This window comes from Brachybacterium sp. AOP25-B2-12 (assembly GCF_052378625.1).
Lineage (GTDB): Bacteria > Actinomycetota > Actinomycetes > Actinomycetales > Dermabacteraceae > Brachybacterium.
This window is the reverse complement of the sequence record NZ_JBQSXW010000001.1, coordinates 293,965-316,890: the sequence shown is the minus strand read 5'-3', so window position 1 is coordinate 316,890 and position 22,926 is coordinate 293,965. Positions and strand designations below refer to the sequence as shown.

Here is a 22,926-nt window from a genome sequence, read left to right as displayed (position 1 = left end):
AGTAGCCTCAGCCCATGCAGCACGTGAGCGTCCCGGTCATCCTGGTGGTGATCGGGGCGCTCGTCGTCGTCCTGGCGGTGCTGTACACGACGCGTCAGTTCGTCGTGGCCCGCCGGCTCGGAGGGTTCGAGTGCTCCCTGTGGCGCCGCGGCGTCGTCGGCCGCGATGCCTGGCAGCTGGGGCTCATGCGCTACGGGCTGGACAGCCTGCGCTGGTACCGGGCGTTCTCCCTGCGGATCCGTCCCGAGGTCACGGTCCGGCGACGGGACATCGTGGATCTCGAACGTCGTACGGTCCCCGCCACGGTCGACGGGCTCGAGGACTACGAGCTGATCGACCTGCGCACCACCGACGGTGCGCGCACGCGTCTCCTGGTGGGACGCTCCTCCGCGGCGGGCCTGCTGGCCTGGCTGGAGGCGGCCCCGGCGGGGTCGGTCGTCCGCGGCATCGACTGAGACGGTCGCGCGGGGCAGTCCCGCGACATCGATCCGATCAGGCCTCCGGCGGCACCTCGGCCACGTCACGGCCCCCGCGCAGCACGCGGAGCGGATGCAGCGAGCGATCGGTCAGCAGCACGTCGGCGCGGAGCCCCGCGGTGAGGGCGCCGAGCTCGTCCTGCAGGCCCAGCACGCGGGCCGGGACCGCCGAGGCGGCGTGCACGGCCACGGCGAGGTCCACCCCGGCCTGCTCCACGGTGAAGCGCACCACGTCGACGAGATGTGCGGTGCCCCCGGCGATCGCGCCGCCGTCGGTCAGGGTCGCCACGCCGTCGGCGACGGTGACGTCGAGCGCCCCCAGGCGGTAGCGGCCGTCCGGCATGCCCGCGGCCGCCATGGCATCGGTGACCAGGACCGCGTGGCCGGGCCCGGCGATGTCCAGGACGTAGCGGACGGTCTCGGCGGCTGTGTGGACCCCGTCCCCGATCACCTCGACCACCATCTCGCCGCGGGAGGCGGCATCCAGGCACGCCAGCGCGGGCCCGGGGTCGCGGTGGTGGATCGGTCGCATGCCGTTGAACAGATGGGTCGCCGTCGGCACCGACGAGCGGGAGGGGAAGGCGCCCAGCGCCGCGAGGGCACGGGCGATCCCGTGCTCCGTCGTCGCGGCGCTCGCATCGGTGTGCCCGAACGAGGGCACCGCACCTCCGCGGGCGAGGGCCTCGAGGACGGCATCGGCCCCCGGCGTCTCCGGGGCCACGGTCATCGTCGCGATGGTCCCGCCCGACAGCGCGCACAGCTCGGTGACCAGCGAGGCGTCCCCGTCGATGATGTGCGCGGGGTTCTGGGCCCCGCGTCGTGCCGAGGAGATGAACGGGCCCTCGAGGTGCAGCGCCGCGATCTCCCCGGCCCGGACCAGCTCCGCGAGCATGCGGACGCGGGCGCGCAGCGTCTCGGGGGAGGCCGTGACGAGAGAGGAGACGAGGGAGGTGGTGCCGTGACGGCGGTGCTCGAGGACCGCCGTCATCGCGTCCTGGGGGTCGTCGCAGTCCGGGAAGGACACCCCGCCGCCGCCGTGGTTGTGGAGGTCCACGAGCCCGGGCAGGATCAGCCCGTCGTGCTCGACCACGGGCGCGCCGGGGGCCTCGGGCGCCGACGCCGCCGCGCCGCTCCAGATGATCCGATCGCCCCGGAGATGGACCTCGGCGGCCGGCACGACGCCGTGGGGGAGGACCGCGGTGCCACGGAGCACGAGGTCCGAGGTGGAGGACGTCTGAGGGATGTGCATGCTGGACCTCCGGTCGGCCCGCGCCCGGAGGCGCGGAGCCTGGATCGTCGTGGATCTCGGGATGGTGCGGGCAGGTCGAGGGCGCGGCGGACGCTGGAGGCGCGCGCTCAGAACAGTCGGGAGTCGGAGTCGTCGATCCCGCGCAGCGCGTCGTAGTCGAGGGTCACGCAGGCGATGCCGCGATCGGCCGCGAGCACCTTGGCCTGGGGCTTGATCGCCTGCGCCGCGAAGATGCCGCGCACGGGTGCCAGCAGCGGGTCACGGTTGAGGAGCTCCAGGTAGCGGGTCAGCTGCTCGACGCCGTCGATCTCGCCCCGGCGCTTGATCTCGATCGCGACGCTCGCGCCGTCGGCGTCCCGCGCCAGGATGTCGACCGGGCCGATCGCGGTGCCGTACTCGCGGCGCACCAGGCTCCACCCGGTGCCGAGCGTCTCGATGTTCGCAGCCAGGAGCTCCTGCAGGTGCGCCTCGACGCCGTCCTTGCGCAGCCCCGGGTCCACGCCGAGGGGATGCTGGGAGTCCTCGAGCACCTCGTGCAGCCGCACGCGCAGACGATCACCCGTCTTGTCGTGGGTGACGTCCCACTGCTCGGTCCAGGGCTCCTCGGCGTCCCGGGACGCCTCCTCGGCGGTGCGCTCGGTCGTGCGGACGGTGCACGGAGGACTCATCCAGTTCAGCGGCTTGTAGCTGCCGCCGTCGGAGTGGACGAGGACGCTCCCATCGGCCTTGAGGATCAGCAGGCGGGGAGCTAAGGGCAGGTGTGCGGTGAGCCGACCTGTGTAGTCGACGGCACAGCGGGCAACGACGAGACGCACGCCGACAGGCTACGTCATGCCCGCGGACGTCCCGCCGGGACGTCCGCCCCTGCGGTCCGGGACGCCGCCTGTCGCAGATGTCCGATCCTGCTGGGGTGCACAAGGTCACGGGCCCCGCGACGTGCAGGAACCTCCCGAGTAAGGTGGGTCCGTTCCCGTCCAGAAGGAGTAGGACCCGTGCGCAGACTTCTCGCCGTCGCACTCGTCGTCATCGGCCTCGGTGGCATCGGACTCGGCATCCTCGGTGCGACCGTGTGGGCGCCCGCGACCGAGCGCTCGGCCACCGTGACCCTCGAGGACCCCGGCGCCGCCGTGGTGATCGACCCCGGCGTTCTCTACGTCGGCGGCCACGAGGGCACCCTGACCGTCACCGGAGCCTCGGACGTGAGCCTCGTGCCCGCCACGCCCGGGGACATCGAGGCCTACCTCGGGACGGCGCACTACACCCGGGTCACGGGCGTCCCGGACTGGAGCACCCTGGCCACCGAGGACGTCCAGCCCACCGGCGACCCCACCGTCCCGGCGCCCACGGGCGCGGACCTGTGGCCCACCGTCATGACCTCGGCGAGCCCCTCGAAGACCCCGATCGCGGACCTCTGGGAGCTCGACGGCGGGGCGGACCCCGCTCAGCCCTATCGCGCGCTGCTCGTCATGACCGACGGGACGCAGCCGGGGGCACAGACCATCACGGTCACCTGGCCCGTCGAGGCGACCAACGCGTGGGTGCCCTACGCGACCGCGATCGGCGCGCTCCTGGCCGTCCTCGGCCTGATCCTCTTCGTCCTGGACTTCTCGAGCCGGCGGGCACGCCGCCGCCAGGCCGCCGAGGAGCTCGAGGAGGAGGCCGCGGCACGGGAGGCGGCCGTCGCACCGCCCGTCTCCGGCCGTCGCCGCCGTGAGCTCACGGCCGAGGAGAGCGCCGCCGCGGCCGTCGCCGCGACCGAGCCCGCGGAGCCGTCCACCGCCACGGGTCGCCATCGGGCCCTGACCGACGCGGACATCGCCGAGCACGCGCGACCCGCCGCCGACGTGTCCGGCGGCACGACGGTCGGCGCGGACACCACGGGGCCGATCGCCCCGATCACGGATGACCACACACGGCCGATCACCCCGATCGCGGACGACGCGACCCGGCCCCTCACCCGGATCCCCGACGACGCCACACGGCCGATCCCTGCCGTCGCCGACGATCCGGAGGCCCCGGGCGCTGAGGACCGCACGGAGCCGATCGCCCGCATCGAGGACGAGGCGCCGCGCCCGCCCCGCACCACCGACGACCACGACCCGGAGGAGCACCCGCACCGATGAGCCCCGTCGACCCGAACTCCGACGCCCGCCGCGTCCCCGCCGGCTCGCCCCTGGGCCGCCGGACCCTGCTGCTGGGCGGGGGAACCGCCGCCGCGGCGGCGCTGCTCGCCGCGTGCTCGGAGGAGCAGGCGCCGCCCGCGGTCCCCTCCGGCCCCAGCGCCACCGCGTCGCCGCCCGTGGTGGACTCCGGGCAGCTCGCGGATGTCGTCACCGACATCGTCGGCCTGCTCGACAAGGCCGATGCCGACCGCAACGCGCAGGAGCTGGCACCCCGCATCATCGGCTCCGCCGCCGAGTTCCGCACCCGTGCGTACGAGATCATCGCCGCCGTGCCCGAGTTCGCCGAGACCCTCGACAAGCCCTCGGCCACGGCGCTCGTGGTGCTGCCCTCGACCACCGACGCCTTCCCCCGGGACGCGATCGCCCTGGTGACCGACCAGAACTCCCAGGGCATCCACTACTTCATGGGCCTGCAGCAGGCCGATGCCCGCTCGCCGTACACGACGTGGGGCTGGGCCCGTCAGGCCGCCGACATCGAGCTGCCCCTGATCGAGGCGGACACCACCGGCGCCGCGGCGGTCGCGGTCGACGCCGACGATCTGCTCATGACCCCGAAGGACGCCTTCGCGCTCTACGCGGACGTGCTCTCCCGGGGCGACGACGCCGATCCGGAGGACCGCATCGCCCCGGACCCGTACCAGACGGAGATCCACACCAGCATCCAGGGCGAGCGCACGTCGCTGAACCAGAACGTCCCCGTCGACTCGCTCGCGACCATCCACGAGGCGTACACCGTGCAGGACGGGGAGTACCTGGGCCTGCGCACCGCGGACGGCGGTGCGGTCGTGCTGGGATCCCTCCGCTCGAGCCGTGTCCTGCGGACCGTCAACGGGGCGACCGTGACGATCGGCGACACCACCGCCGACGGCAAGCCGCTCACCGAGGTCCGCCTCGCGGGCAAGACCACCTTCACCACGGAGTTCATCCGCGACTACGGTGAGATCGTCGCGCTGTACATCCCGCTCGCCGAGGCCGGCGGCCGGATTCAGCCGATCGGCGTCACCCGCTCCCTGCTGGGCGCCCGTGGGACCTGATCCCCGCCGTGTCCACGCGGGGGCCGGATGTCCCCAGTCCCGCCCCGATCATCGCCCGCACCCCGAGAGGACCGAGCTCATGTCCGACCCCTACGGCGTCATCGACCTGGCGTCCCTGAAGCACGATCCCGCGCGGGACGACGCCCCGCGGGGCACCCATGAGGTGACCGTCACCGAGCAGGAGCTCGAGGACGTCATCGCCGCGTCCAGCACCGTCGCGACGCTCCTGGTGGTCTCGAGCTCCCGGGTCCCCGAGGGGCCGCAGTTCCTCGCGACGCTGCGCCGGCTCGTCGACGCCCAGGCCGGTGCGCTGCGCCTGGCCACCGTCGACGCCGACACCCAGCCCCGCGTCGCCGGGGCGCTGCGGGTCCAGAACCTGCCCACCGTGCTCCTGCTCGTCAAGGGCCAGCTGCAGCCGCTGTTCGAGGGGATCGTCCCGGACGCGGAGCTGGGGCCCGTCATCGACCAGGTCGTGCAGCTCGCCCGCCAGCAGGGCCTGGGCACCGACGGCGTCGACGACCCGGCGGACGGGGAGGCTCCCGAGGAGGAACCGCTCTCGCCGCTGCAGCAGGAGGCGTACGACGCGATCGAGCGCGGGGACCTGCCCGGTGCGGTCTCGGCGTACGAGAAGCTCCTGGCCGAGAACCCCGCCGACGACGAGGCACGGGCCGGCATGGCCACCGTCCAGCTCATGAGCCGGACCCAGGACGCGGACCTCGATGCCGCGCGGGCGGCGGCCGCCGAGCGTCCGGCCGATCTGGACGCCCAGCTCCTGGTGGCCGACCTCGACGTGCTCGGCGGTCATGTCGACGACGCGTTCGCGCGCCTGCTGGCGCTGCTGCGCGGCGCCGATGCCGAGACCCGGGACAGCGTGCGATCGCGCCTGCTGGACCTCTTCGAGGTCGTCGGCGCCCACGACCCGCGGGTGGCGGCGGCGCGCCGACGGATGGCGAACCTGCTGTTCTGACGGCAGCTCCCCCGAGCATGCAGGAGGGGCACGGACGCATCGGCGTCCGTGCCCCTCCTGCATCCGGGACGGTCGCGCCACGGCGGTGGACCGCGGCGCGACCGACCTCCTGGTCTCAGGCCTCGTGCGCTCCCCGAGCGGTCGTGCGCTCGGGCGCCAGCACGATCGCCCCGAGCGGCGGGAGGGAGAGCCGCACCGAGTGCTCGCGGCCGTGCATCGGCACCTTCTCGGCATCGACCCGCCCGAGATTGCCGACGTTCGAGCCGCCGTAGGCGGGGGAGTCGGAGTTGAGCACCTCGATCCAGGTCCCGCCCTCGGGCAGCGGCACCCGGTAGCCGTGCCACGGCTGAGGGGAGAAGTTGATGATCACGGCCACCGGATCTCCCGCGCGGTCCTGGCGCAGGAAGGCGATCGTGTCGTGGCCGGCGTCGTCACCGATCAGCCAGGCGAAGCCCGAGGGATCCTGATCCAGCTCGAAGAGCGCCGGGTGCGAGCGCTGCAGGACGTTGAGGTCGCGCACGTAGGTCTGGACCCCCTGGTGCAGGGGGTACTCCAGCAGCCACCACGGCAGCCCCGTCTCCTCGGACCACTCGGTGCCCTGGGCGAACTCGGTGCCCATGAAGATGAGCTGCTTGCCGGGGTGGGTCCACTGCAGGGCGAGGTAGGCGCGCAGCGTGGCCGCCTGCTGCCAGTCGTCCCCGGGCGCCTTGCGCAGCAGGGACTTCTTGCCGTGGACGACCTCGTCGTGGCTGATCGGGAGGACGAAGTTCTCGGAGTACTGGTAGACCATCGAGAAGGTCAGCTCGCCGTGGTGGTACTGGCGGTGCAGGGGGTCCTCGGAGATGTACTCGAGGGTGTCGTGCATCCAGCCCATGTTCCACTTGAACCCGAAGCCGAGCCCGCCCTGATCGGTGGGTCGCGTGACGCCGGGGAAGGACGTCGACTCCTCGGCGATCATCGTGATGCCGGGTGCCCGCTTGTACGCGGTGGCGTTGACCTCCTGGAGGAAGGCGATCGCCTCGAGGTTCTCCCGGCCCCCGAACTCGTTGGGGATCCACTGGCCCTCCTCCCTCGAGTAGTCGAGGTAGAGCATCGAGGCGACCGCGTCGACCCGCAGGCCGTCGACGTGGAACTCCTCGATCCAGTAGACCGCGTTGGCCACGAGGAAGTTGCGCACCTCGTGGCGGCCCAGGTCGAAGATGTACGTGCCCCAGTCGGGGTGCTCGCCGCGGCGGGGATCGGCGTGCTCGTACAGGGGCGCGCCGTCGAAGCGCCCGAGGGCGAAGGCGTCCTTGGGGAAGTGCGCGGGCACCCAGTCGACGATCACGCCGATGTCGGCGCGGTGCAGGGTGTCGATGAGGTGGCGCAGCTCGTCGGGGCTCCCCAGGCGCGAGGTCGGCGCGTAGTACCCCGAGACCTGGTAGCCCCAGGAGCCGCCGAAGGGGTGCTCGGCCACCGGCATGAACTCGACGTGGGTGAACCCGAGCTCGGAGACGTAGGCGACCAGCTCGTCGGCCAGCTGCACGTAATCCAGGCCGGGACGCCAGCTCGCGAGGTGCACCTCGTAGATCGACAGGGGGGAGGTCACCGCGTCCCGCTGGGCGCGATCGGCCAGCCAGACGTCGTCGCCCCAGGTGTAGTCCGAGGTCGTGACGACGGATCCGGTCGCAGGCGGCACCTCCGCGAGCCGCGCGAGCGGATCGGCCTTGTCCCGCCAGACGCCGTCGGCGCCGAGGATCCGGTACTTGTAGACCGCGCCGTCGCCGACGCCGGGCACGAAGATCTCCCAGACGCCGGAGGCGCCGAGGCTGCGCATCGCGGTGCTCCGGCCGTCCCAGCCGTCGAAGCCGCCGACCACCTGCACGGCGTGGGCATCGGGCGCCCAGACCGCGAAGCTGGTGCCGTCGACCCCGTCGACGGTCCGCACGTGGGAACCCAGGGCCTTCCACAGCTCCTCGTGGCGACCCTCCCGGATCAGGTGCAGGTCCAGCTCACCGAGGGTGGGCCAGAAGCGGTACGGGTCCTCGAGCTCGACGGGCGTCGCGCCCTCGGTCCAGGTGACCCGCACCCGGTACGCGGGCAGCGCGTCGCCCGGCACCGTCGCGACCCAGATGCCGTTGTACTCGTGGGCCGCGGGCACGGCGGCGCCGTCCGGGAGCACGATGTCGACGGCCCGGGCCAGGGGCTTGAGGGTGCGCACGGTGACGGCGCCGCGGTAGGCGTGGGCCCCGAGGACGGTGTGGGGATCGTGGTAGGAGCCGGTGGCGACCGCGCCCAGCTCGTGCTCGCTCAGGGGCAGGCGGGCGGGCGACACGTCGGGGGCGGGGGTGGTGCCGGGATCAGACATGGAGGCTCTCCTCGGGATGGACGATGCGCAGGACGTGGGCAGGGCGCGAGGCGGGATCCAGGATGACCACGGGGTGGGCGTCCCAGGTCCATCGCTCACCCGTCAGGAGATCCTCGACCTCGAAGGACTCCGTGCCGGGGGCGAGGCCCAGGGCCTCGAGATCGAGGTCGAGCGTGGCGCCGGCCCCGCGGTCGTGGGCGGTCACCGAGGCGACCAGGACGGTGTCGGGACGCCCCGTGCCGGTCGCCGCGGCGTCCAGGTGCTTGGAGAAGACCAGCACCTGGTCGTCATCGGCCTCGTGGAACGAGATGTCGGTGAGCTGCTGCAGCGCCGGGTGATCGCGACGGATCTCGTTCAGACGGGTCAGCAGGGGCTCGAGGGAGGTGCCGGCCCGGACCGCGCCCGCGTAGTCCCGGGGGTGGTACTCGTACTTCTCGTTGTCGATCTGCTCCTCGGCGCCCGGCCGCGGCACGTCCTCGACGAGCTCGTAGCCGGAGTAGATGCCCCAGGTGGGAACGAGGGTGGCGGCGAGGATCGCCCGCAGGCGGAAGGCGCTGCGGCCGCCGGAGCTCATGAAGGGCGTGAGGATGTCGTGCGTCGTGGGCCAGAAGCTCGGGCGCATGTACGGCGCGGACTCGACGAGCTCCTCGAGGTACTCGCGCAGCTCCTCGGCGGTGTGGCGCCACGTGTAGTACGTGTACGACTGGTGGAAGCCGACCTTGCCCAGGGTGTGCATCATCGTGGGGCGGGTGAACGCCTCGGCGAGGAACACGACCTCGGGATGGGTGCGGGAGAACTCCGCGAGCAGCTGCTCCCAGAAGCGGACCGGCTTGGTGTGGGGGTTGTCGACGCGGAACAGGGTGACGCCGTGGCGCACCCAGTGCTCGAGCACGTCTCGCACCGCCCGGTAGAGGCCCGCGTAGTCGGTGTCGAAGCTCAGGGGGTAGATGTCCTGGTACTTCTTGGGCGGGTTCTCGGCGTAGGCGATGGTGCCGTCGGCGCGGACCTCGAACCACTCGGGGTGCTCGGCGACCCACGGATGGTCGGGCGAGCACTGCAGCGCGACGTCGAGCGCCACCTCGAGACCGAGGTCATGGGCGTGGGCGACGAAGGCGTCGAAGTCCGTGATCGTGCCGAGGTCCGGATGGATCGCGTCATGGCCCCCGGCGGCGGAGCCGATCGCGTAGGGGGAGCCGGGGTCCCCGGGCCGCACGTCCAGGGTGTTGTTGCGGCCCTTGCGGAAGGTCGTGCCGATGGGGCTGATGGGCGTCAGGTAGGCGACGTCGAAGCCCATGGCGGCGATCCGGTCGAGCCCCTCGGCGGCGGTGCGCAGGGTGCCGGAGATCCAGCCCCCGTGCTCGGGATCGAAGCGCGCGCCCTCCGAGCGCGGGAAGAACTCGTACCAGGAGCCGTACAGGGCGCGCGGGCGCTGGACGACGAGGGCATGGGGCCCGGAGACCGTGACCCCGTCCCGCAGCGGGCGCCGGGTGAGCGCCTCGCGCAGGTCCTCGGCGATCGCCGGGGCCAGGCGTGCCTCCGGCGACAGCGCGTGATTGCGCAGCGCATCGATCGCGGCGCGGACCCGGGGGCCGTCCTGCGCGGGCCGGGTGCCGGCGGCGATCTCGTCGAGCACCCGGGAGAGCACCTGGACGCCCTCGACGAGCACGAGGTCCACGTCGATGCCGGCGGGAACCTTGATCTCGGCCACGTGGGCCCAGGTCGCGTACGGGGCGGAGAAGGCCTCGATCCGGAAGGACCAGGCGCCCTCGGCGTCGGGGCGCACGGACCCCTCCCACAGATCGAGGCCGGGGTTGGTCGAGCGCAGCGGCTCGCGACCGCGCTCGGTCCCTGCGGGGTCCAGCAGGACGACCTGGACGCCCATCGCGTCGTGGCCCTCGCGGAAGGCGTTGACGCGCACGGGGACGGTCTCGCCCACGGTGGCGCGGGCGGGGAAGCGGCCGCCGTCGACCACGGGCTCGACGGCCATGATCGGGATCCGGCCGACGCCTCCGGAGAGCGAGAGCGCCTCCCCGGTCCTCTCGGCGACGACGGGTGCGGCGGGTCGGGACGGGGTCGCGCTCACGGACATCAGGTCTCCTGACTGGACGGGAGGTTCGGCGTCCTCAGCGTAGAGGATCGACCGGTCCCGGCGCGCGGCCCGTCGGCCCCGATCGCCGGGGGCAGCTCGAGCACGAGGACGGTGCGGGCGGGTGCCTCGACGGCCGCGGCGGACGCCGGATCCGGGGCGGTGGCCAGGATCGGTGCCTCGGCCTCGGCCGGTGCCGAGGAGAAGAGAACGGTGGGGGCGCCGGTGGTCCAGGGGGCGCCGGGCAGGCGCACCGTGACGGGGGCGTCGGCACCGTTGACGACCAGGAGCAGGTGCTCGGCTCCGGGATCCCCGGGGCGCAGCATCTGCAGGGTGTGCCGTCGCGGATCGAACCAGTCCTCGTGGCGCAGGGGCTCGCCCTCCGCGCCGAACCACGCGACCTGGTCGCTGGCCGGGGCCGACGGGTCCGCATCGCGCAGGAAGGTGCCCGGGCGCAGCCGCGGCAGACGATGGCGCAGGGCCAGCAGGTCCCGCGTCGTGGCCAGCAGCGCCTCCTGCTCCTCGTCGAGGTCCCAGTGGACCCAGGAGATCTCGTTGTCCTGGCAGTAGGCGTTGTTGTTGCCGCGCTGGGTGCGGCCGAACTCGTCGCCCGCGGTGAGCATCGGGGTGCCCGCGGCCAGCAGCAGCGTCGAGAGGATCCCGCGGGCGGTGCGCAGGCGCTCGGCGCGGATCCCGGGAGCGGCCGGGTCCGCGTCGGAGACCTCGCCCTCATGGCCGTGGTTCCACGAGCGGTTGTCGTCCGTGCCGTCGCGGTTGTGCTCGCCGTTGGCCTCGTTGTGCTTGACGTCGTAGGTGGTGAGGTCCCGCAGGGTGAAGCCGTCGTGCGCCGTGACGTAGTTGATGCCGGCCCACGGCGCGCGGAGGTGGCGTCCGGGGGAGATGTCCTGGGGGTCGTGGCGGGTGAGCAGGTCGGCGCTGCCCGCGAGGCGGGTGGCCACGTTGCGCACGCCGCCCACGTCGAGGCTCCCGGTGCGGGCGCGGCGCGCGGGATCGGCCAGCCAGAAGCTGCGGACGTCGTCGCGGAAGGCGTCGTTCCACTCGGCGAAGGGGGGCGGGAAGGATCCCGTCTGCCAGCCGTAGCCGCCGACGTCCCAGGGCTCGGCGATGAGCTTGACGTGACGCAGCACGGGGTCGGTGGTCATCGCGCGCAGGAGCGGATGGTCGGGGCGGAAGCCGCGGTCGTCGCGCCCGAGCGTCGCCGCGAGGTCGAAGCGGAACCCGTCGACGTGATAGGTCGTGACCCAGTGCCGCAGGGAGTCCAGCACGAGGTCCATGACGTGGACCGACCGCATGTCCAGCGTCGCCCCGGTCCCCGTGAAGTCCTCGTAGTCGCCCTGGTCCATCCAGTAGAACTCCCGGGCGTCGAGCCCCCGCAGCGAGAGGGAGGGGCCGTCGGCGCCGCCCTCGGCGGTGTGGTTGTAGACCACGTCCAGGATCACCTCGAGGCCCGCGGCGTGCAGGCCGCGCACCATCGAGCGCACCTCGTCGACGACGGCCTGGGGTCCCGCCTGCTGGGCGGCGTCCGTCGCCAGCGCCGGGTCCGGGGCGAAGAACGACAGGGTCGAGTACCCCCAGTAATTGGTCAGGCCCATCCGCGCCAGATGGGCCTCGTCCATCGCCGCGTGGATCGGCAGGAGCTCGACGCTCGTGATCCCGAGGTCGCGCAGGTACGAGGTCACCGCCGGATGCTCCAGGCCCGCGTAGGTCCCGCACAGCGCCGCGGGCACCTCCGGGTGCAGCGCCGTGAGCCCCCGCACGTGCGCCTCGTACAGCACGGTGTCCGGCCACGGGACGCGCGGGGGGACATCGCCCTCCCACGCGAAGCGGTCGTCGGCGACGACGGACCACACCGCCACGTCCGCGTCGTCGTCCCGGTCGATCCGCAGCGGGCCGTCGTGGGCCGGACGCAGCAGCGCGTCCACCTCGTGGGCGAACATCGCCGAGTGCAGCGAGGAGGCGTGCGAGACGGCGCCGGCCCGCGGGTCCAGCAGCAGCCGGGCAGGGTTGGCGACCTTGCCCGCCACCGGGTCCCAGGGCCCCTCGACGCGCAGGCCGTAGCGGGTGCCGGGGGTCATGTCGCGCACCTCGTCCCACCACATGCCGCCGGAGAAGCGGCGCAGCCGCACCCGCTGCTCGGCGCCGCCGCGCAGGATGCACAGGTCCACCGCGTGGGCGCGCGGCGCCACCACGCCGAACGTCCCCCGACCGCTCGCGTCGACGTGGAGCCCCGGGGACGCCGGGGCGTCCACGCGGAGGCGGGAGGGGGAGGGGAGGGGGAGGTCTGGCACCGACACATCGTGCCACCGTCGCGGGGCAGGGCGTCACCCGGGCCCGCCCGTGGCCGTGGGATCGGCCCGTCCGGCACGCCGCCCGGTGCCCTGGGCCGCCATCGCCAGGCACCGGAGGCTAGGATCGTCGGGCGGACGTCCGGCACCGTGCCCGGGGCCCGCGCATTCCACAGGGCCCAGCGGTCCACCGGCACGGCCCCGCGCCGTGCCTCCGCACACGAGACGCCGAACCACGGGAGCAGGGGCACACATGAGTCAGCCGAGCCAGGCGCGCCGCAACGAGTCCGGCGGTGCAGGGGAGCGGTTCACACCGTCTGCCCCTGCGCTGGCCCCCCAGGACCTCGAGCGCTCCCGCGCCGTGGTCGGCGCGATCACCCAGGTCTTCGGCTCGCGGGTCGTCGGCCAGGAGAACCTGCGGCTGACCCTGCTGGCATCGCTCGCCGCCGGCGGCCACGTGCTGCTCGAGTCGGTCCCGGGTCTGGCCAAGACGACGGCCGCCTCGGCGCTGGCCTCGGCGATCGGTGGCAGCTTCCACCGGATCCAGTGCACCCCGGACCTGATGCCCAACGACATCATCGGCACGCAGATCTTCAACTACGGCTCCGGCACGTTCACCACGCAGCTGGGCCCCGTGCACGCCAACATCGTCCTCCTGGACGAGATCAACCGCTCGAGCGCCAAGACGCAGTCGGCGATGCTCGAGGCGATGCAGGAGCGGCAGACGTCCATCGGCGGCGAGGTGCACCCCCTGCCGGATCCCTTCATGGTGCTCGCGACGCAGAACCCCATCGAGGAGGAGGGCACCTACGTCCTCCCCGAGGCGCAGATGGACCGCTTCCTCATCAAGGAGATCCTGACCTACCCGCGCCCGGCCGAGGAGCACGAGATCCTCGACCGCTCGACCGCCGGTCGCCTCGCGGCGCCCAAGACCGCCCCGCAGGCCTCCGTGTCGCTGGACGACGTGCGCTTCCTCCAGGACGCCGTCGACCGCGTGTACGTCGATCCCGCCGTCAAGCGCTACATCGTCGACCTCGTCTTCACCACCCGTGGCTCTGGACCCCGGCCCGTCCCCCACCTCACCCAGTCCGTGCGGGTCGGAGCGAGCCCCCGCGGCTCCCTCGCGCTCATGCGGATCGGCCAGGCGCACGCCCTCATCCAGGGCCGCGACTACGTGACCCCCGACGACGTCCGCGCCATGCGCTACGGGGTGCTGCGCCACCGCCTGGTCCTGACCTTCGACGCGCTGGCCGGCGGCGTCGAGCCCGAGACGATCATCGACGCGGTCTTCCGCGCCGTGCCCATGCCCTGAGCGGCGTCCCCATGGCCACCTCGCTCATGACCCGGGTCAAGGCCCAGGTCGACCTGCACACCTCGCGCCGCGCGCGAGGTCTCATCCAGGGGCGCGGCCGGTCGATGTTCAAGGGCAGCGGCGAGGACTTCGACGACCTGAAGTTCTACCAGCCCGGGGACCGCATCTCCGACATCGACTGGAAGGCGACCGCGCGGTCCGGCGAACCGCTGATCCGCCAGTTCAACGAGGAGAGGGTGCGGCACCTCTCCATCGTCGCGGACACCTCCGACGCGATGGCGGCGACCGCCGCCGACGGCACCTCCAAGCGGGACGCGATGGTGCTGGCCGCCGGCCTGGTGTGCTTCCTGGCCCAGGGCAACGGCGATCTCGTCTCCCTCGTCGCCGGCGGCGAGCGGCGACCGCTGCAGCTGCCCTCGCGCTCCTCGGACGGCCACCTCGAGCTCCTCCTGCGCACGATCCAGCAGTCGGCCGTGATCGGCGCCCCGGCACCGGACTCGGCGTGGCTCCTCGAGCGCGCGTTCCGGGTCACGATGCGCCCGACCCTCATGACGATCGTGACCGACGAGGCCCACCCCACCCCGGACGACCACTCCCTGCTGCGACGCCTGACCACACGGCACGACCTGCTGGTCATCCGGATCGCCGACGCCGATCCCCTGCTGCCCGGCGACCTGGACCACGACGTCGTCGACGTCAACGCCCCGCGCGAGGTCTCGTCGATGTCCCGCACCTCCGCGAAGGTCCGGCGCGACGTCGAGGCCTACCGGGCCGCGCGCCGGGACGCCGTCACCCAGATGCTCGACAGCCTCCACATCACCCACGTGCTCACCCAGGGGGCCACCACCGTCGTGGACGACATGATCTCGACCCTGCGCCGGAGGGAGTACCGCCGTGCTCGTCGCTGAGGGACCCCAGATCATCGACCCGCCGCAGTACTCGATCGCCTGGCTGATCCTGGCCGTGCTGTGCGTGATCGTCATCGTCGTGCTCGTCGTGGCGACCCTGCGGATCACGCGCGGGGTGGTCGAGCGCTCGGCGTACACGGGGCGCCCCACGGACGTCGAGGGCCTCAAGGCCGAGTTCCTGCGGGCGACCAACACCGTGGGCTCGCGCTTCGACGCCGGAGATCTCGACGCCCGCGACGCCCATCGCGAGCTCACCGCGGTGATGCGGCGGTTCGTCCGGCGCACCACCGGCCACGACGTCACGAGCCAGGACGTCACGACGCTCCTGGCCGACGACCGCACGCGGGACGTGGGCCGGCTCATCGCCGACCTGTACGAGCCCGAGTTCGCCCGGGAGAGCGATCGTGCGCTCGAGACCTCGCTGCAGCGGGCCCGGGAGGTGATCCGCACATGGTCATGATCCTGTGGTGGGTCACCCTCGTGCTCCTCGTCGCCGGGATCGCGGTCTGGGGCATCTCGTTCTGGAACCGACGCTCCGTGCGCCGCAGCCCCGTCGTCGTCGCCAACTCCGAGTTCCTGGACCGCATCCCCAGCTTCTCGCGCACGCAGGGGCTGGCCCGCCTCCTGCGGGTGCTGCTCGTGGTCGTCGCGGTGCTGGGTCTCGTCGGCTCCTCGGTCCTCGCGGGCCGGGTCGCGACCGAACGGATCCAGACACCCACGTTCGCGACCCGCGACATCGTGCTGTGCCTGGACGTGTCCGGGTCGATGTACGAGTACGACACGGAGATCCTCAAGACCTTCGCCGAGCTCACCGACTCCTTCGAGGGCGAGCGCGTGGCGCTGTCGATCTTCAACTCGACGTCCCGCACGGTCTTCCCGCTGACCAACGACTACGACCTGGTCAAGCGGGAGCTCGCCGCGGGCTCCGAGGCGATCGACTTCGACGAGCAGGGATACCGCGCCGGGTCACGCGACTACTCCGACGACAAGGTGCGCCAGTACGTCGACTTCATCCAGGGCACCCGCGGCGTCGACGACCAGGCCTCGATCGTGCCCGACGGGGTCGCCGCGTGCGGCCAGCTCTTCGATCAGGGGGCCGAGGACCGCAGCCGCTCGGTGATCCTGGCGACCGACAACGAGGTCAACGGCGAGCCGATCTTCTCCCTCGACGAGGCGGCCGCCTCCCTCGAGCGGCGGGACGCCACCTTGTACACGTTCTATCCCGGGGCGTACGAGTGCGCCCGCACCTGCGCCGACGAGCTCGAGAAGGTCACGGCCGACCACGGCGGGCACTTCTACTCCTCGAGCGACCCGGATGCCATCCCGAGCATCCTCGCGAGCATCCAGCGCGAGCAGGCCCAGGAGATGGGCGCGACGCCGACCGTCCTGCGGACCGACCAGCCCCTCGTCGCCTTCCTGCTCACCTTCGCCGCGCTCGTGGGGATCGTGCTCGTCGGCTGGAGGTCCCGCTGATGTACGCCGCGTTCCTGATCCCCTGGTGGGCCATCGTGCTGCTGCTGGGACCCCTCGTCGCGCTGTGCGCCGTGCTCCTCGTACGGCGCGGCGGCGAACGGCTCACCTGGCTGCGGCGCCTGGCGATGGTGCTGCTGCTGGTCGTGGTCGCGATCCGACCGGCGACGCCGCTCGAAGCCGACCAGACCCAGCGCATGAACGCCAACGTCTTCTTCGTGGTCGACCGCACCGGGTCGATGAACGCCGAGGACTACGACGGCGAGCAGCCGCGCCTGGAGGGCGTGAAGTCGGACATGCGCCAGATCATGGCGATGACCGAGGGGTCCCGCTACGGGATCATCGGCTTCGACTCGACGGCCGCCGAGCAGCTGCCGCTGACCACCGACGCCGGGGCCGCGAACGCCTGGATCGACACCCTGACCACCGAGTCCACCGCCACCTCGCGCGGCTCGAACGTCGACCGACCGCTGGACGCGCTGACCCGGGCGGTCTCCGAGGCCAAGCGGGAGGACCCGGAGTCCTCAGTGCTCGTGTACGTCCTGTCCGACGGCGAGAACACCGACGGGGTGCAGTCCCAGACCTTCAGCGGGGCCTCGCAGTTCATCGACGGCGGGGCCGTGCTCGGCTTCGGCACCACCGCGGGCGGGCCGATGAAGGTCACCGGCGGCACCGACGACGGCGCGTACATCACCGACTCCTCGGGCGCGCAGGGCCTGTCGCACATCGACGAGCCCACGCTCGAGGGCATCGCGAACCAGCTGGGCGTCCAGTACCTCCACCGCACCGCTCCCGGCGGGGACCTCACGTCCACGATGAACGGGATCACCCTGCGGTCGATCCCGACGTCCAGCACGTCCCGGACCCCGTCGTTCACCGACTGGTACTGGATCGCGGCGATCCCGCTGGGCATCCTGTTCGTGTGGGAGCTCGGCGCGGTGACCTACCGCTTGCCCCGCAAGGTCGAGCGCGACGACTTCACCCGGCCCGACCGCAGCACGACGATCGAGGAGGAGACGAGATGACCACCACCCTCCCGCCCGCACCGCAGGCGCCGACCCCCACGGGTCCCACCTCCGACGCGCTCGTCCAGGACGAGCCGCGCCGCGGTCGCGACTTCGGCATCGACCGCAGGAGGCTCCGCCGCCTGCGGCTGATCGTCTTCGCGATCCTCGCCCTGCCGATCCTCGCCCTGTGCCTGCTCGTGGTGCGCTTCGTGTCCATGCCGCTGACGCAGGCGTGGCACGACGACGCCTATGCCGACAAGGACTTCACCACCGCGAGCGAGCGCCTGGGACCCGTCGAGTCCATCAACTGGTTCGAGCCCTACCTCCCCCACCTCACCCACGGCACCGACCTGCTGCAGGCGGGCGACGACGCCGGCGCCGAGAAGGAGCTGCGCGTCGCGCTGGAGACCTGGCAGGGCTCCAGCGACCTCAACCAGCCCGCGCACGCCGAGTGCAAGATCCTCAACAACCTCGCCATCTCCATCGAACGTCAGGCCGATCGGATCGCGGATCCCGCCGCCCGCGGCGACCGCCTGTTCGAGGCCGAGACGCTCCTGGCACCGTGCGCCGGCGGCGGTGGCGGCGGAGAGGGCGACGGCCAGGGCGGCGGGGGCCAGGGCGAGGAGCAGGGCGAGGGCCAGGGCAACGGCAACGAGGACGAGGGCACGACCGGCGGCAACGGCGAACGGATCCAGGACAAGCGCGAGGAGGCCGACCGCGAGGCCGGCAAGGATCCCTCCGCGCGCGGCACCGATCCGGGCCCGGAGGAGCAGCAGAACCCCTCGCAGGACCCCAGCAACTCCCCGCAGCACGAGGACCCCTCCGGGAGCGGGCCCACGCAGGAGGCCCCCACCGAGGGCGACAGCGAGGAGCAGAAGAAGCAGGAGGAGCTCGAGGAGCGCAACGAGTCCGCCAATCAGGGCGGCGACGGCGACAACTCCACGGGCGGAGCGCCGCAGAACCCCGACAAGCCGTGGTGACCGCGCCACCGGACCGGGCCTACCTCGATCACGCCGCGACCGCGCCGCTGCGCCCGGCGGCCCGTGACGCCTTCCTCGCGGCCTCGGACACCCTCGGCAACCCGTCCTCGACCCACACCGCGGGCCGGCGTGCCCGCGCCGTGCTGGATGACGCGGTCGAGTCGATCGCCGCGGACCTGGGCGTCCCGACCGGGTGGATCGTCCTGACCTCCGGCGGCACCGAGGCCGACGACCTCGCCCTGCGCGGCGGCGCCCGGGGCGTCCGCGATCGGGAGCCCCAGCGCGATCGGGTCCTCGTGTGCGCGACCGATCATCCTGCGGTGCTCGAGACCGCGGCCGCCCTCGACCCGATCGCCCAGGGCGCTCTCGCCCCGGTGGACCGCAACGGGATCCTCGACTCCGAGGCGCTGGATGCGCTGCTGGCCCCGGGCACGACGAGCATCCTCAGCGCGGCGCTCGTCAACAACGAGACCGGCGTCGTCCAGGACCTCGCGGACCTCGCGGACCGTGCGCACCGTCATGGCGCCCTGATCCACAGCGACGCCGTCCAGGGGATCGGCCACACGGCCCTCCCGGACCTCCGCGCGCTCGACCTCGTCAGCCTCTCGGGCCACAAGCTCGGCGCGCCGGTGGGGATCGGCGTGCTCGTGGCCCGTCACGGGCTGCCGCTGGCCCCCGTCACGCATGGCGGCGGGCAGGGCCGTGGCATCCGCTCGGGGACCCTCCCGGCGGCGCTCGCCGCGGCCCTCGCGGCCGCCCTGCACGAGACGGTCTCGGCGGCCGCGACGGAGCGGCCGCGTCTGCGGGGCCTCTCCGCGCGGCTGCGGGCGGGCGTGCTCGCGAGCGATCCCGGGGTCCGGGCGACGGTCGACGCCCGGACGGCGACCGCTGATCACATCGTCCACGTGCTCGTCCCCGGCACGGAGGCGGAGACGCTGCTGTTCCTGCTGGACCAGGCGGGTGTCGACGCCTCGGCGGGATCGGCGTGCACCGCCGGGGTGACGCAGGACAGCCGGGTGCTCGCCGCGATGGGGGTCCCCGCCGAGGACGCCCGCGGCGCGCTGCGCCTGTCCCTGGGGTGGACCAGCACGGAGGGAGACGTCGCGCGCGTGCTCGATGTGCTCCCCGAGGTCGTGGCCCGGGCGCGCGCGGTCGACGCCGGGACCCGCTCCCGGCGTGCGCAGCGGGCGGGGGCGGTCGCATGAAGGTGCTGGCCGCCATGAGCGGCGGCGTGGACTCCGCCGTCGCCGCCGCGCGCGCCGTGGACGCCGGCCACGAGGTCGTGGGCGTGCACATGGCGCTGTCGCGCTCCCGTGCCCAGAGCCGCACGGGCTCCCGGGGCTGCTGCACCGTCGAGGACGCCTCGGACGCCCGCCGCGCGGCCGACCGCATCGGCATCCCGTACTACGTGTGGGACCTGTCCGAGGACTTCCACGACCTCGTCGTCGAGGACTTCCTCTCCGAGTACGCCGCGGGCCGCACCCCCAACCCCTGCGTGCGCTGCAACGAGCGCATCAAGTTCGCCTCCCTCATGGACCGGGCGCGCCTGCTGGGCTTCGATGCGGTGTGCACCGGGCATTACGCGCGCGTGGGCACCGACGGGCCCGACGGCGGGGCCTCCCTGCACCGCTCCCGCAACGACGCCAAGGACCAGAGCTACGTGCTCGCCGTGATGGGGCCCGAGGCCGCCGCGCGGGCGCTCTTCCCCCTCGGCGAGTTCGCCGACAAGCAGGCCGTGCGCGACGAGGCCCGAGCGCGCGGCCTGGGCGTCTCGACCAAGCCCGACAGCTACGACATCTGCTTCGTGGCCGACGGCGACACCCGCGGGTTCCTCGAGCGGCACCTGGGCTCGGCGCCCGGGGAGATCGTCGACGCCGACGGGACGGTGCTCGGCGAGCACGCCGGGACCCACGGCTTCACCATCGGCCAGCGCAAGGGCCTGGGGCTCTCCCGGCCCGCGCCCGACGGTGCGCCGCGGTACGTCCTCGACGTCGATCCCGGCGCCCGGCAGGTGGTCGTCGGCGCCGCCGAGCTGCTGTCGACCCGGGTCCTCGTGGCCCGTGACGTCGTCTCCTTCGAGGCCGTGGAGGCCGGACGCACCGTCGGCGCCCAGATCCGGGCCCATGGCGAGGCGGTCCCGGGCCGTGTCCGCGCCGTCCCCGGGCGCGGCACGGGCGACCTCCTGGAGGTCGAGCTCGAGCGCCCGATCCGCGGGGTGGCCCCCGGACAGACCCTGGTCCTCTACGACGGGGACCGGGTCCTGGCCGCCGCGACCCTCGAGAGGCGCGCATGAGCACGACGCTGCTGAGCATCACGGGGGACGGCACGTTCCGCGCGTCGCGGCCCGGCCCGGCACAGGGCCCCGCCGACGACGCCGAGGGGCAGCGGCTGCAGGCCCTCGAGCGGTTGCGATCGCTGTTGGGCGACGACCTCGAGGACGGGATCGCCACCGGTCTCTACCTCCCCAGCGCGCTGGGCACCGAGCCCGCCGACCACCTGCTGCCGGCCTCGCTCTCCCTGCTCGCCGGGACCACCGGTGACCTCGTCTCCTACGGCTGGCGGGTGGGGCCGGGCGCGAGCCGGGCGTGGCTGCGCGCCCGGGAGCTGCGCGAGCGCACCGTCGAGGACGCGCGCTTCGCGCTGCTCGGGTACGACGGCCCGCTCCGGCTGACGGTGCTGGGACCGGCGACCCTCTCGGCCGCCTCGTTCGTGGCGAACGGGGAGCGCACGCTCGCCGATGCCGGGGCCCGCCGGGACCTGCCCGTGCTGCTGGGCGAAGGCCTCGCCGCGTACGCCGCGGCCGTCCGCGAGAGGGTCCCCGGTGCACGTCCGGGGGTGCTCGTGCGCGAGGACGCCCTCGGCGCCGTCGTCGGCGGGCGGATTCCCACGCCCTCGGGGCGCGACCGGTACCGGGCCCTCGCCCTGCCCGAGCTCGGGGAGCTGCAGGCCACCCTGCTCGAGGCGCTCGCCGCATCCGGCGGGATCGCCCGGGAGGACGTGACCTTCGCGGTCGGCGGACGCGACGGGACCCTGGGGACGGCGCTCACGGCAGGCGCGGCACGGATCGCCGTCGCGCCGTCCGCGCTCGGTGACCTCTCCGATGCCGCGGGCCGCCGCGCCTGGGAGTCCCTGGCGCAGGCGCGCGAGGGCGGCACGGCGATCGAGCTGGTCCTGGACGCGTCGAGGCCGGATCGTGACCTGGACCGCGTCACCTCCATCTGGGGCCGGATCGGCTACGCCCCCGCCGATCTCGCGGGGCTCACCTGGCAGGCTCATGCGGTCTCCGCAGGGTCCGCCCGGCGCGACCCCTCGGCCCCGCCACCTGCGGATTCACTGCTCACGGAGGCGGCGATCGCGAGCCTGCTGCGACGCGCGCCGGGCTGGGTCGAGGCGTTGACCGCCTGATCCGCTCGGGGAACCTGCAGGGTTCCGCCGACGTGAGCCGGGTCGCGGCAGGCGTGAACATCGTGTGTTCGTCCGTGACGCCGCCGCGCGGCCGTCGTACCGTGGAGTGACGGCGGAGGTCCTCGGACCCACGTCGTCGCGGCCATCGATGGGGCTGTCTGCGCAGCAACGAACCCCCACGAAGGAGCCCCATCATGGAACGCACCGAACTCGACCGATACTTCGCCGAGCAGCTCGCCGCCGGACACCACCCCGTCGCGGCCATCGAGATCTCCGCTCCGCTGCCCGCCGTCCGCGACGCCGTGTACGCCGGCATGTCCCGCCTCGCGGGCAGCTACGCACACCGCCACGAGAACGGCGCGCTGGACTTCTCCCACCAGCCCGTCTCGGGCGTCCAGGTGCTGTCCGTCGGGCGCCACAGCGTGGCCGACATCAAGGCCGCCGTCCGCTCCTCGCGGGCGCTGCGCGCCGGCGTGGTCGTCATCGACGATCTCTCCGAGCCCGAGCTGACGCGCTTCCTGGACCACTTCGTCCAGGCGCCCATGTTCGTCTGAGCAGGGCCCTGCACAGGCTATGGGGCGTCCGGTGACGTGAGCACCGGATCGCCGTCCCGACCTCGGGCGCGCTCCCCTCGCGGGGAGCGCGCCCGAGGTGCGTCCGGGGCCGGGCCGATCAGAGCTCGCGGAGCATCGTGACCCGTGCGCCGTGCCGGAAGAGGTCCGCCTGCTCCTCGGCCTCGACGAGGGCGCGATGCAGGGGCGTGTCGGGATCCGGCATGATCCGGAACCCTCGCCGTGCGTACAGCGGGGCGTTGAACGGGATGTCGGCATAGGTGCGCAGGGTGATGCTGCGGTGCCCCAGTGCGCGCGCCGTGTCGCACGCCGCCTCGATCAGCGCCGTCCCCACACCCTGCCCGTGATGCGACGGCAGCACGGCCAGCTGTTCGAGATGAGCCTCCGGGCCCCGGACGAGGACGTGCGCGAACCCGACGACGGCCGTCCCGTCGACCGCCGCGAGCACGAAGCCCGGCTCGGTCGCCCGCTGCTCGCCGGTGGGGGCGCGCTCGTCGCCGAAGGGGCGGGGACCCAGCAGCGGCTCGAAGGTGCGATCGGCCGCCTCCTCGATCTCCTGCAGCGCCGCGAGGTCCGCGGGGCTCGCCGGGCGCACGGTCGCAGCGGAGGGAGCGGAGGGCACAG

20 protein-coding genes are annotated in these 22,926 nt (G+C 73.3%); 14 read left to right on the top strand and 6 right to left on the bottom strand.

Annotated elements, in window-relative coordinates; all coding sequences use genetic code 11:
- Positions 1 to 14: 14 nt before the first annotated feature.
- On the top strand, positions 15 to 455 hold the full coding sequence (locus ACT3TZ_RS01465; protein ID WP_444581612.1) for a DUF2550 family protein: 441 nt from the start codon (positions 15 to 17) through the stop codon (positions 453 to 455).
- A 37-nt stretch (positions 456 to 492) separates the two neighbouring features.
- Here ACT3TZ_RS01465 and ACT3TZ_RS01460 read toward each other — a convergent pair whose 3' ends face one another.
- Together ACT3TZ_RS01460 and nucS are read right to left on the bottom strand one after the other, a co-directional pair.
- The gene (locus ACT3TZ_RS01460) at positions 493 to 1,725 is read right to left on the bottom strand and encodes an N-acetylglucosamine-6-phosphate deacetylase (protein ID WP_444581611.1); all 1,233 of its coding nucleotides are present in this window, start codon (positions 1,723 to 1,725) and stop codon (positions 493 to 495) included.
- A 107-nt stretch (positions 1,726 to 1,832) separates the two neighbouring features.
- Entirely contained in the window at positions 1,833 to 2,540 is a 708-nt protein-coding gene (gene nucS / locus ACT3TZ_RS01455) for an endonuclease NucS (protein WP_444581610.1), read from the bottom strand.
- 177 nt (positions 2,541 to 2,717) lie between these two features.
- Here nucS and ACT3TZ_RS01450 point away from each other — a divergent pair, with 177 nt between their 5' ends.
- From ACT3TZ_RS01450 to ACT3TZ_RS01440, 3 genes are all read left to right on the top strand, one after another.
- On the top strand, positions 2,718 to 3,848 hold the full coding sequence (locus ACT3TZ_RS01450) for a hypothetical protein (protein ID WP_444581609.1): 1,131 nt from the start codon (positions 2,718 to 2,720) through the stop codon (positions 3,846 to 3,848).
- Positions 3,845 to 4,942: a hypothetical protein gene (locus ACT3TZ_RS01445; RefSeq protein WP_444581608.1), complete on the top strand. Its 1,098-nt coding sequence runs from the start codon at positions 3,845 to 3,847 to the stop codon at positions 4,940 to 4,942. The genes ACT3TZ_RS01450 and ACT3TZ_RS01445 overlap by 4 nt, the downstream gene beginning before the upstream one ends.
- 79 nt (positions 4,943 to 5,021) lie before the next feature.
- Entirely contained in the window at positions 5,022 to 5,909 is an 888-nt protein-coding gene (locus ACT3TZ_RS01440; protein ID WP_444581607.1) for a tetratricopeptide repeat protein, read from the top strand.
- Between the two features lie 115 nt (positions 5,910 to 6,024).
- Here the strand turns inward: ACT3TZ_RS01440 and glgB are convergent, their stop codons facing one another.
- The 3 genes from glgB to glgX are packed head-to-tail and all read right to left on the bottom strand — an operon-like array spanning position 6,025 to position 12,651.
- Positions 6,025 to 8,256 carry a 1,4-alpha-glucan branching protein GlgB gene (glgB, locus tag ACT3TZ_RS01435; protein ID WP_444581606.1) on the bottom strand — a complete coding sequence of 744 codons (2,232 nt, stop codon included), beginning with the start codon at positions 8,254 to 8,256 and terminating at the stop codon, positions 6,025 to 6,027.
- Positions 8,249 to 10,345, bottom strand: a complete 2,097-nt coding sequence (locus ACT3TZ_RS01430) for a maltotransferase domain-containing protein (RefSeq protein WP_444581605.1) — start codon at positions 10,343 to 10,345, stop codon at positions 8,249 to 8,251. Before ACT3TZ_RS01430 ends, glgB begins: the two co-directional genes overlap by 8 nt.
- A complete protein-coding gene (glgX, locus tag ACT3TZ_RS01425; RefSeq protein WP_444581604.1) occupies positions 10,345 to 12,651 on the bottom strand; it encodes a glycogen debranching protein GlgX in 2,307 nt (768 codons plus the stop codon). Before glgX ends, ACT3TZ_RS01430 begins: the two co-directional genes overlap by 1 nt.
- A 250-nt stretch (positions 12,652 to 12,901) precedes the next feature.
- Between glgX and ACT3TZ_RS01420 the strand changes: the two genes are divergently transcribed.
- The 10 genes from ACT3TZ_RS01420 to ACT3TZ_RS01375 all read left to right on the top strand — a co-directional run bounded on the left by ACT3TZ_RS01420 (position 12,902) and on the right by ACT3TZ_RS01375 (position 22,284).
- Positions 12,902 to 13,960 carry an AAA family ATPase gene (locus tag ACT3TZ_RS01420; RefSeq protein WP_444581603.1) on the top strand — a complete coding sequence of 353 codons (1,059 nt, stop codon included), beginning with the start codon at positions 12,902 to 12,904 and terminating at the stop codon, positions 13,958 to 13,960.
- 11 nt (positions 13,961 to 13,971) lie between these two features.
- Positions 13,972 to 14,868, top strand: a complete 897-nt coding sequence (locus tag ACT3TZ_RS01415; protein ID WP_444581602.1) for a DUF58 domain-containing protein — start codon at positions 13,972 to 13,974, stop codon at positions 14,866 to 14,868.
- Complete coding sequence (locus tag ACT3TZ_RS01410; RefSeq protein WP_444581601.1) at positions 14,855 to 15,328, top strand: hypothetical protein; 474 nt, start codon at positions 14,855 to 14,857, stop codon at positions 15,326 to 15,328. Before ACT3TZ_RS01415 ends, ACT3TZ_RS01410 begins: the two co-directional genes overlap by 14 nt.
- On the top strand, positions 15,319 to 16,341 hold the full coding sequence (locus ACT3TZ_RS01405) for a vWA domain-containing protein (RefSeq protein WP_444581600.1): 1,023 nt from the start codon (positions 15,319 to 15,321) through the stop codon (positions 16,339 to 16,341). Before ACT3TZ_RS01410 ends, ACT3TZ_RS01405 begins: the two co-directional genes overlap by 10 nt.
- The gene (locus tag ACT3TZ_RS01400; protein ID WP_444581599.1) at positions 16,341 to 17,363 is read left to right on the top strand and encodes a vWA domain-containing protein; all 1,023 of its coding nucleotides are present in this window, start codon (positions 16,341 to 16,343) and stop codon (positions 17,361 to 17,363) included. Before ACT3TZ_RS01405 ends, ACT3TZ_RS01400 begins: the two co-directional genes overlap by 1 nt.
- Positions 17,360 to 18,325: a hypothetical protein gene (locus ACT3TZ_RS01395; RefSeq protein ID WP_444581598.1), complete on the top strand. Its 966-nt coding sequence runs from the start codon at positions 17,360 to 17,362 to the stop codon at positions 18,323 to 18,325. The genes ACT3TZ_RS01400 and ACT3TZ_RS01395 overlap by 4 nt, the downstream gene beginning before the upstream one ends.
- On the top strand, positions 18,322 to 19,530 hold the full coding sequence (locus ACT3TZ_RS01390) for a cysteine desulfurase family protein (RefSeq protein WP_444581597.1): 1,209 nt from the start codon (positions 18,322 to 18,324) through the stop codon (positions 19,528 to 19,530). The genes ACT3TZ_RS01395 and ACT3TZ_RS01390 overlap by 4 nt, the downstream gene beginning before the upstream one ends.
- A complete protein-coding gene (gene mnmA, locus ACT3TZ_RS01385) occupies positions 19,527 to 20,618 on the top strand; it encodes a tRNA 2-thiouridine(34) synthase MnmA (protein WP_444581596.1) in 1,092 nt (363 codons plus the stop codon). The genes ACT3TZ_RS01390 and mnmA overlap by 4 nt, the downstream gene beginning before the upstream one ends.
- Positions 20,615 to 21,730 (top strand): hypothetical protein, encoded by a 1,116-nt coding sequence (locus ACT3TZ_RS01380; RefSeq protein WP_444581595.1) that lies wholly within the window; start codon positions 20,615 to 20,617, stop codon positions 21,728 to 21,730. The genes mnmA and ACT3TZ_RS01380 overlap by 4 nt, the downstream gene beginning before the upstream one ends.
- 194 nt (positions 21,731 to 21,924) lie before the next feature.
- Positions 21,925 to 22,284, top strand: a complete 360-nt coding sequence (locus ACT3TZ_RS01375) for a hypothetical protein (protein WP_444581594.1) — start codon at positions 21,925 to 21,927, stop codon at positions 22,282 to 22,284.
- Between the two features lie 118 nt (positions 22,285 to 22,402).
- On the opposite strand, the gene ACT3TZ_RS01370 is transcribed toward ACT3TZ_RS01375, so the two are convergent.
- Complete coding sequence (locus tag ACT3TZ_RS01370) at positions 22,403 to 22,897, bottom strand: GNAT family N-acetyltransferase (RefSeq protein ID WP_444581593.1); 495 nt, start codon at positions 22,895 to 22,897, stop codon at positions 22,403 to 22,405.
- Positions 22,898 to 22,926: the final 29 nt, after the last annotated feature.

Bases quoted from the DNA above. Each gene is read 5' to 3' on its own strand.
- ACT3TZ_RS01465 (WP_444581612.1), top strand. From the start codon at position 15: ATGCAGCACGTGAGCGTCCCGGTCATCCTGGTGGTGATCGGGGCGCTC.
- ACT3TZ_RS01460 (WP_444581611.1), bottom strand. From the start codon at position 1,725: ATGCACATCCCTCAGACGTCCTCCACCTCGGACCTCGTGCTCCGTGGC.
- ACT3TZ_RS01445 (WP_444581608.1), top strand. From the start codon at position 3,845: ATGAGCCCCGTCGACCCGAACTCCGACGCCCGCCGCGTCCCCGCCGGC.
- ACT3TZ_RS01440 (WP_444581607.1), top strand. From the start codon at position 5,022: ATGTCCGACCCCTACGGCGTCATCGACCTGGCGTCCCTGAAGCACGAT.
- glgB (WP_444581606.1), bottom strand. From the start codon at position 8,256: ATGTCTGATCCCGGCACCACCCCCGCCCCCGACGTGTCGCCCGCCCGC.
- ACT3TZ_RS01430 (WP_444581605.1), bottom strand. From the start codon at position 10,345: ATGTCCGTGAGCGCGACCCCGTCCCGACCCGCCGCACCCGTCGTCGCC.
- ACT3TZ_RS01420 (WP_444581603.1), top strand. From the start codon at position 12,902: ATGAGTCAGCCGAGCCAGGCGCGCCGCAACGAGTCCGGCGGTGCAGGG.
- ACT3TZ_RS01415 (WP_444581602.1), top strand. From the start codon at position 13,972: ATGGCCACCTCGCTCATGACCCGGGTCAAGGCCCAGGTCGACCTGCAC.
- ACT3TZ_RS01405 (WP_444581600.1), top strand. From the start codon at position 15,319: ATGGTCATGATCCTGTGGTGGGTCACCCTCGTGCTCCTCGTCGCCGGG.
- ACT3TZ_RS01400 (WP_444581599.1), top strand. From the start codon at position 16,341: ATGTACGCCGCGTTCCTGATCCCCTGGTGGGCCATCGTGCTGCTGCTG.
- ACT3TZ_RS01395 (WP_444581598.1), top strand. From the start codon at position 17,360: ATGACCACCACCCTCCCGCCCGCACCGCAGGCGCCGACCCCCACGGGT.
- mnmA (WP_444581596.1), top strand. From the start codon at position 19,527: ATGAAGGTGCTGGCCGCCATGAGCGGCGGCGTGGACTCCGCCGTCGCC.
- ACT3TZ_RS01380 (WP_444581595.1), top strand. From the start codon at position 20,615: ATGAGCACGACGCTGCTGAGCATCACGGGGGACGGCACGTTCCGCGCG.
- ACT3TZ_RS01375 (WP_444581594.1), top strand. From the start codon at position 21,925: ATGGAACGCACCGAACTCGACCGATACTTCGCCGAGCAGCTCGCCGCC.